General features: G+C 74.1%; 7 protein-coding genes and 1 pseudogene. 7 read left to right on the top strand and 1 reads right to left on the bottom strand.

Annotated features, from left to right (window positions below; translation table 11 throughout):
• Positions 1-156 precede the first annotated feature (156 nt).
• Entirely contained in the window at positions 157-816 is a 660-nt protein-coding gene (locus K6I33_RS27825) for a Uma2 family endonuclease (protein WP_374285948.1), read from the bottom strand.
• A 247-nt stretch (positions 817-1,063) separates the two neighbouring features.
• Here K6I33_RS27825 and K6I33_RS27820 point away from each other — a divergent pair, with 247 nt between their 5' ends.
• From K6I33_RS27820 to K6I33_RS27790, 7 genes and pseudogenes are all read left to right on the top strand, one after another.
• The gene (locus K6I33_RS27820; RefSeq protein WP_229357288.1) at positions 1,064-1,957 is read left to right on the top strand and encodes a Rossmann-like and DUF2520 domain-containing protein; all 894 of its coding nucleotides are present in this window, start codon (positions 1,064-1,066) and stop codon (positions 1,955-1,957) included.
• Positions 1,954-2,820: a pantoate--beta-alanine ligase gene (panC, locus tag K6I33_RS27815; RefSeq protein WP_229357287.1), complete on the top strand. Its 867-nt coding sequence runs from the start codon at positions 1,954-1,956 to the stop codon at positions 2,818-2,820. Before K6I33_RS27820 ends, panC begins: the two co-directional genes overlap by 4 nt.
• A pseudogene (locus tag K6I33_RS27810) lies at positions 2,817-4,487 on the top strand (L-aspartate oxidase); the annotation flags it as partial. The gene panC and the pseudogene K6I33_RS27810, both read left to right, overlap by 4 nt.
• 93 nt (positions 4,488-4,580) lie before the next feature.
• On the top strand, positions 4,581-5,606 hold the full coding sequence (gene nadC, locus K6I33_RS27805; RefSeq protein WP_229357289.1) for a carboxylating nicotinate-nucleotide diphosphorylase: 1,026 nt from the start codon (positions 4,581-4,583) through the stop codon (positions 5,604-5,606).
• A complete protein-coding gene (locus K6I33_RS27800) occupies positions 5,606-6,403 on the top strand; it encodes a type III pantothenate kinase (RefSeq protein ID WP_229357286.1) in 798 nt (265 codons plus the stop codon). Before nadC ends, K6I33_RS27800 begins: the two co-directional genes overlap by 1 nt.
• A 129-nt stretch (positions 6,404-6,532) precedes the next feature.
• Positions 6,533-7,165: a hypothetical protein gene (locus tag K6I33_RS27795; RefSeq protein ID WP_229357285.1), complete on the top strand. Its 633-nt coding sequence runs from the start codon at positions 6,533-6,535 to the stop codon at positions 7,163-7,165.
• 80 nt (positions 7,166-7,245) lie between these two features.
• A partial coding sequence (locus K6I33_RS27790; protein WP_229357284.1) for a hypothetical protein occupies positions 7,246-7,851 on the top strand: 606 nt, incomplete at its 3' end.

Raw genomic sequence — 7,851 nt, 5'->3', positions numbered from 1 at the left:
GCCAGCGCCCTCCCCGTACGACACGCGGCCGCCGCCCCGGCGCCCGTACGCCCGTCAGCAACCCGAAGCACCCCCGTCCAGCCGCTCCAGGAGCGACCCGACCGCGTCGCGAACGGCTGCGGGAGTCCACGCGAGCGCTGACCGGGGGTGCCGGATCTACCCGTCGCTCTCCCGTGCGGCCTTCCATGACCTCAGGGTCTCGGTGTCGAGAGTGAACCCGACCGGCGCCGGCAGCTCGATGCTCTTGCCGAACGCGGCCGTGTGACGGTCCTGGTAGGTGCCCTCCACGGGTTCGCTGTACACGGTGACCTCGTCGGCGTCCCGGTCGATGAGGAGGTAGACGGGGATGCCGCTCTCGGCGTAGGCGCGGGGCTTCTCGACGCGGTCGCGCTGATTGGTGTCGTAGTCGTGCGACGTGACCTCGACGGTCATGAGCACGCCGTCCGGCTCGGCCCACTCCCCGGCCTGGACGAAATGGCCGATGGGAGCGAGTGTCCCGTCGGGGCGGGCGCGTCCCTTGCGGTAGGTCTCGATCTTGAGGCCCTGTCCCGTGTGAAGGTCCAGGGATGGGTGATGCTGCAGGCACTGGCGGACGAGCCACATGATGATCGTCTCGTGGAGCCCATCGGGCACGGCCTTGGCCCCCATTTTTCCGTCGATGAACTCCAGGCGAAGGCCTTCGGCCTCCCTCATGGCAGCCTTGGCGAGGCTCTCGAACTGCTCGATCAGCATCTGCTCATCATGGCTCTGCTCCTCGCCGTTCTGCTCGTCGCCGTTCTGCTCGTCGGTGTGCGGCCGTTCGTCGAGTGCGGTCACGGCGTGCCTCCCTCTGACTGAGAATTTCAGGCTAGCCATCGCCCCCGGGGTCCGTGGGCCGTCGCTCGCCTGATCACTGGAACGTGTGGCCGGGTTATGCACAAGCCGCGAGTTATCCACAGGGCTGGGGACGGCCGGGGACCGCCCCGCGCGCCTCGCGTAGCATGACAAAGGAATCGTCCGGTACCCCCGCGGACTGGAACGGAAGGCATCCTGCCGCGTGAACGCACACCTCTCCTCCGAGCCCATGAGTCCCCAGGACCGCCCTGCCAGACTCACCGTCGGTGTGGTCGGCGCCGGCCGGGTGGGCCCCGCCCTGGCGGCGTCCCTCCAGCTCGCCGGGCACCGTCCCGTCGCCGTGTCCGGCGTCTCCGACGCCTCGCTGCGGCGCGCCGCGGCCATGCTGCCGGACGTGCCCGTCATGGCCCCCGCCGATGTGCTCGCCCACGCCGAGCTGGTCCTGCTGACCGTGCCCGACGACGCCCTGCCGGGCCTGGTCGCCGGGCTCGCCGAGACCGGCGCCGTCCGCCCCGGCCAGCTCCTCGTGCACACCTCCGGCCGGCACGGCACCGCCGTCCTCGACCCGGCGACGCGCGCCGGCGGCCTGCCGCTGGCCCTCCACCCCGCGATGACCTTCACCGGCACCCCGGTGGACGTCCAGCGCCTGGCCGGCTGCTCCTTCGGCGTCACCGCCCCCCAGGAGCTGCGGCTGGCCGCCGAGGCGCTGGTCATCGAGATGGGCGGCGAGCCCGAGTGGATCGAGGAGAGCGCCCGCCCGCTCTACCACGCGGCCCTCGCCATCGGCGCCAACCACCTCGTCACCCTCGTCGCCCAGAGCATGGACCTGCTGCGCACCGCCGGGGTCGAGCACCCCGCCCGGATGCTCGGCCCCCTCCTGGGCGCCGCCCTGGACAACGCCCTGCGCAGCGGTGACGCCGCCCTCACCGGCCCGGTCGCCCGCGGCGACGCCGGCACGGTCGCGGCCCACGTGGCCGAGCTGCGCGCCCACGCTCCCGGAGCCGTCGCCGGATACCTGGCGATGGCCCGCACCACCGCGGACCGCGCCCTCGCGCACGGCCTGCTCAAGCCCGAACTTGCGGAGGACCTGCTCGGCGTCCTCGCGGACGGAGGCAATCAGTGACCACCCAGCTCATCCGTACCGCAGAGGAGCTGCACTCCCTCCCGCGCGGCGGCCGCCGCGCGGTCGTCATGACCATGGGCGCCCTCCACGAGGGCCACGCCACCCTCGTCCGCGAGGCGCGCCGGCTGGTGGGCCCGGAGGGCCAGGTCGTCGTCACCGTCTTCGTCAACCCGCTCCAGTTCGGCGCCGGCGAGGACCTCGACCGCTACCCGCGCACCCTCGACGCCGACCTCGCGATCGCCGGCGGGGCCGGCGCCGACGCCGTCTTCGCCCCGTCCGTGGACGAGGTCTACCCCGGCGGCGAGCCCCAGGTCCGGATCACCGCCGGCCCCATGGGCGAGCGCCTCGAAGGCGCCAGCCGCCCCGGCCACTTCGACGGCGTCCTCACCGTCGTCGGCAAGCTCCTCCACCTCACCGGGCCGGACGTCGCGCTGTTCGGGCAGAAGGACGCCCAGCAGCTCGCCCTGATCCGCCGCATGGCGCGCGACCTCAACTTCCCCGTGGAGATCGTGGGCGTGCCCACGGTCCGCGAGGGCGACAACCTCGCCCTCTCCAGCCGCAACCGCTACCTCTCCGAGGCCGACCGGACCACGGCGCTGGAGCTCTCCCGCGCCCTGCTCACCGCCGGCACCTCGGCGGGCGAGGGCGCGGCCCCCGTCCGGCGCTCCGCCATGGCGATCCTGGACGGCGCCGCGCGGCTGGAGCCCCCGCTCCGCCTCGACTACCTGGCGCTCGTCGACCCCTCCGACTTCACCGAGGTCCCCGACGACTACAGCGGCGAGGCCGTCCTCGCCGTGGCGGCCAAGGTGGGCACCACCCGTCTGATCGACAACATCCCCCTCACCGTCGGAGCGGCGCGATGACCGGCATACGACTCCACGCCCCCCGCCCCGGCTGGTCCGTCGACGCGGACGTCGTGGTCGTCGGCTCCGGCGTGGCGGGCCTGACCGTGGCGCTGCGCTGTGCGGCGGCGGGCGCGAGCGTCGCCGTCGTCACCAAGGCGCGCCTCGACGACGGCTCCACCCGCTGGGCCCAGGGCGGCATAGCGGCCGCCCTCGGCGACGGCGACACCCCGGAGCAGCACCTCGACGACACCCTTGTCGCCGGCGCGGGCCTCTGCGCGGAGGAGGCCGTACGGATCCTGGTCACCGAGGGTCCCGACGCCGTGCGCCGCCTCATCGCCACCGGCGCCCGCTTCGACACCGACGCCGGCACCGGCGAGATCCTGCTGACCCGCGAGGGCGGTCACCACCGCGACCGCATCGCCCACGCCGGAGGCGACGCCACCGGCGCCGAGATCTCCCGCGCCCTCGTCGACGCCGTGCGCGCCGCGGGCATCAAGACCATCGAGCACGCCCTCGTCCTCGACCTCCTCAAGGACGCCGAGGGCCACGCGGCGGGCGTCTCCCTGCACGTCATGGGCGAGGGCCAGCACGACGGCGTGGGCGCCGTCCGCGCCCGGGCCGTCGTCCTGGCCACCGGCGGCATGGGCCAGGTCTTCTCCGCCACCACCAACCCCGCCGTCTCCACCGGCGACGGCGTCGCCCTCGCCCTGCGCGCCGGCGCCGAGGTCTCCGACCTGGAGTTCGTCCAGTTCCACCCGACAGTGCTGTGGCTCGGCCCCGACGCCGAGGGGCAGCAGCCCCTGGTCTCGGAGGCCGTCCGCGGCGAGGGCGCCCACCTGGTGGACGCCGACGGCCACCGCTTCATGGTGGGCGCGCACGAGCTGGCCGAGCTCGCCCCGCGCGACATCGTCGCCAAGGGCATCATGCGGCGCATGCGCGAGACGGGCGCCGAGCACATGTACCTGGACGCCCGCCACTTCGGCCGGGAGAAGTGGGAGCGCCGCTTCCCCACGATCCTGGCGGCCTGCCGGGCGCACGGCATCGACCCGGTCACGGACCTGATCCCCGTCTCGCCCGCCGCGCACTACGCCTCGGGCGGCGTACGGACGGACCTGCGCGGCCGGACGACCGTGCCGGGCCTCTACGCGTGCGGCGAGGTCGCCTGCACCGGGGTGCACGGCGCGAACCGGCTGGCGTCCAACTCCCTCCTGGAGGGCCTGGTCTTCGCGGAACGCATCGCGGCGGACATCACCCACGACGGACCGGCGTTCGGGGCAACGGGTGGGCGAGTGGGAGAAACCCCCACGACGGTAGGAGAGCCGGAAACGCTCCTGATCCCCCTCGAAGCCCGCACCGGGATCCAGCGCGTCATGACGGCAGGCGCCGGCGTCCTCCGCTCCCGCCGCAGCCTGGAGCAGGCCGCAGCGGAACTGGCCCGCATCCGCGAGGAAGCCACCGACAAGCAGCCCGTCCCCGGCACCGAGGCATGGGAGACGACCAACCTCCTCCTCGTCGCCCAGGTCCTGGTCGCCGCCGCCCTCCGCCGGGAGGAGACCCGCGGCTGCCACTGGCGCGAGGACTTCCCCGACCGCGACGACGACCGCTCCCGCCGCCACCTCCTGGTGACGCTGCGCCCGGACCGCACCCTCGCGGTCTCCACCACCGGGTCGGCCGCCTTCCCGCCCGTAGAGCTCGTAGCGCCGGTAGCGCCGGTAGCGCCCGTAGAGCCCGCATCGCCCGTACCGCCCGTATCTGCCTCCGCCCCCAAGGAGAACAGCGTGAGCACCACCGAAGACGCCCCCCTGCACCAGATCGGCCGTTCCGGCCGGGAAGCCGCCGAGCCGGAGGCGACCGGCGGCTGCGGCGACGCCTGCGGCTGCTCCGCCGGGGAGTACGACGAGGACGCCTTCGAGTGCGGGCTCGACCCCGAGCTCGTCCGGCTGCTGGTCGCCGCCGGGCTGGACCCGCTCCAGGTCGAGGACCTCGCGCACCTCGCCATCGAGGAGGACCTCGACGGCGGCAAGGACATCACGACCTTCGCGACCGTCCCCGAGGACGCCGTCGCCTCCGGCGACTTCACCGCCCGCGAGGCCGGCACGGTCGCCGGTCTGCGCATCGCCGAGTCCATCCTCTCCGTCGCCTGCACCGACGAGTTCGAGGTCGAGCGGCACGTCGAGGACGGCGACCGGGTGGAGGCGGGCCAGAAGCTGCTGACCGTCCGCACCCGTACCGCGGATCTGCTCACCGCCGAGCGCAGCATGCTCAACATCCTCTGCCACCTCTCCGGCATCGCCACCGCCACCCGTGCCTGGGCCGACGCCCTGGAGGGCACCGGCGCCGCCGTCCGCGACACCCGCAAGACCACCGTCGGGCTGCGCGCGCTGGAGAAGTACGCGGTCCGCTGCGGCGGCGGCGTCAACCACCGCATGTCGCTGTCCGACGCCGCGCTGGTGAAGGACAACCACGTGATCGCCGCCGGCGGTGTCGCCGAGGCGTTCCGGGCCGTGCGCCAGGAGTTCCCGGACGTGGACATCGAGGTCGAGGTGGACCGGATCGACCAGATCCCGCCGGTCCTCGCCGAGGGCGTGAACCTCGTGATGCTGGACAACTTCACCGTTGAGCAGACCCGCGAGGCCGTCGCGCTCGTCGCGGGCCGCGCCAAGCTGGAGTCCTCCGGCCGGCTGACCCTGGCCAACGCCCGCGCCTACGCCGAGACGGGCGTCGACTACCTGGCCGTCGGCTCGCTGACCCACTCCTCCCCGATCCTGGACATCGGCCTGGACCTCCACGAGGAGGCCTCCTGATGCTGCTCACCATCGATGTCGGCAACACCCAGACCGTCCTCGGCCTGTTCGACGGCGAGGACATCGTCGAGCACTGGCGCATCTCCACCGACGCCCGCCGCACCGCGGACGAACTGGCGGTGCTGCTCCAGGGCCTGATGGGCCGCCATCCGCTGCTCGGCGACGAACTGGGCGACGGCATCGACGGCATCTGCATCTGCTCGACCGTCCCCTCCGTGCTCCACGAGATGCGCGAGGTGACCCGCCGCTACTACGGCGACGTCCCCGCCATCCTGGTCGAGCCGGGCGTGAAGACCGGCGTGCCGATCCTCATGGACCAGCCCAAGGAGGTCGGCGCGGACCGCATCATCAACGCGGTCGCCGCCGTCGAGCTCTACGGCGGCCCGTGCGTCGTCGTCGACTTCGGCACGGCGACGACGTTCGACGCGGTGAGCGCGCGCGGCGAGTACGTCGGCGGTGTGATCGCCCCCGGCATCGAGATCTCCACGGAGGCCCTGGGCGTCCGCGGCGCCCAGCTCCGCAAGATCGAGATCGCCCGCCCGCGCAGCGTCATCGGCAAGAACACCGTCGAGGCCATGCAGTCCGGCATCCTCTACGGCTTCGCGGGCCAGGTCGACGGTGTCGTCAGCCGCATGGCCCGCGAGCTGGCCGACGACCCCGACGACGTCACCGTCATCGCCACGGGCGGCCTCGCCCCCCTGGTCCTGGGCGAGGCGTCGGTCATCGACGAGCACGAGCCGTGGCTGACGCTCATCGGCCTGCGGCTGGTCTACGAGCGCAACATGATGCGGGGCTGACGACGCGGGGCTGATGACGCGGGGGTGACACGGCGACGCGATCGCGGGGCCGGCGCGTGCAACCAAACCCCCGCCCTTGACGGTCTGACAGCACGCAGACGGACCGGAACCAAGGGCGGGCGGACACGCGTGAAGGCGAAGCGAACAGCGCGTCGGACAGCGGCGGCGACAGCCGCCCTCACCCTCGCCGCCCTGACGGGCGGCACCGCGGCCGCGGCCGCCACTCAGCCGCCCCCGCCCGCCGACTATCAGGCCATCGCCCACCCGGTCACGGGCCGCGTGGGCGAGACGGTCGGCGTCGAGGTCGGCGTGCGCAACGGCGGCCCCGGCCGGGCCGCCGCCGACCGCCGGTCCTACGAGGTCACCGCGCCCGAGGGCACCACCATCGCCCCCGACGGCGACGCCGGCCGCCGCTGCGCCCCGCACGACACGGCCGCCCGCAGCTACCTCTGCGCCATCGGCGGCGACTTCGCCGCCGGCGACCGCGAGACGCTGAGCTTCCGGATCCGCATCGACCGGAAGGTCGAGGGCGCGGAGGGCTGGGTCAGGATCATCGACCTCGGCAACGCCCCCGACCCGGATCCGGCCAACGACAGCGCGCCGATCGTCGTCGAGATCACCGGAAATGCGCCCGGAACCGCGCCCCAGAGGTCCATGGACGACGGCGTGGCCTCCGCGACCCTGTTGCTCGCCACCACCTCCGGGACCGCGCTCTCCGCCGGGGCCATAGCCCTGGGCGCCGCCCGTCGCCGCGAGCACTGACCGCCCGCCCTCACCCGTTGTGCCACGCCCGAAATAACCAGCTAAGCGAATTTTGTCCCCTTAGCACTTAAAGTCGGCCCATGCCCACGCCCTATGGATCCCGCGGCGGCATGGCGTTCAGCGCGGACGAGCTGCGCGTGCTGCGCCGTGCCCTCGACATCGCACTCCGCCCCGACTCCGTTCCCACCCGCCCCGGCCCCGCCCGGGACGCCGAGGTCCGGGACTGCCTCCTGCTCGCCGAAGCCATGGCCGAGGCCGACCACGAGGCCGGCCGGCTCCGCGCCTTCCTGCTGGCCGAGCTCACCCGCTACCGCACCGCGCTGCCCGGCGCCGCGCCCGGCTACGCGCGGCTGCTCCGGGACGCCCTCGCGGACGGCTATCTGCCCGGCTCCGAGGACCTCACCGCCCTGCGCTCGCTGTGCGAGCTCCCGGCGGGCGTCACCGAGGCCGGTCACCGCCACGCCCTGCTGCGGCGCTGCGAGCACCTCGCCGAGCAGGCCGTACGGACCCGGCCCGCGACCCGGGCCACCCCCGCCGCACCGGGCGTCCCCGGCGCCCGCCCCCAGCCGGGGCGCACCCGCTCCGTATGCGCCCTCCCGGCGCGGACGCGCCTGCTCGCGCTCCCGGGCGGCCGCACCCCGCATGCCGACGAGGCCGCCCCCCGGCCCAAGGCCACGCCCCCGGAA

This window comes from Streptomyces sp. UNOB3_S3 (assembly GCF_020740895.1).
Lineage (GTDB): Bacteria > Actinomycetota > Actinomycetes > Streptomycetales > Streptomycetaceae > Streptomyces.
This window is presented reverse-complemented; position numbering and strand designations above follow the sequence as displayed.

Excerpts from the sequence above, each read along its gene's own strand:
- K6I33_RS27820 (WP_229357288.1), top strand. The coding sequence starts at position 1,064 with ATGAGTCCCCAGGACCGCCCTGCCAGACTCACCGTCGGTGTGGTCGGC.
- K6I33_RS27800 (WP_229357286.1), top strand. The coding sequence starts at position 5,606 with ATGCTGCTCACCATCGATGTCGGCAACACCCAGACCGTCCTCGGCCTG.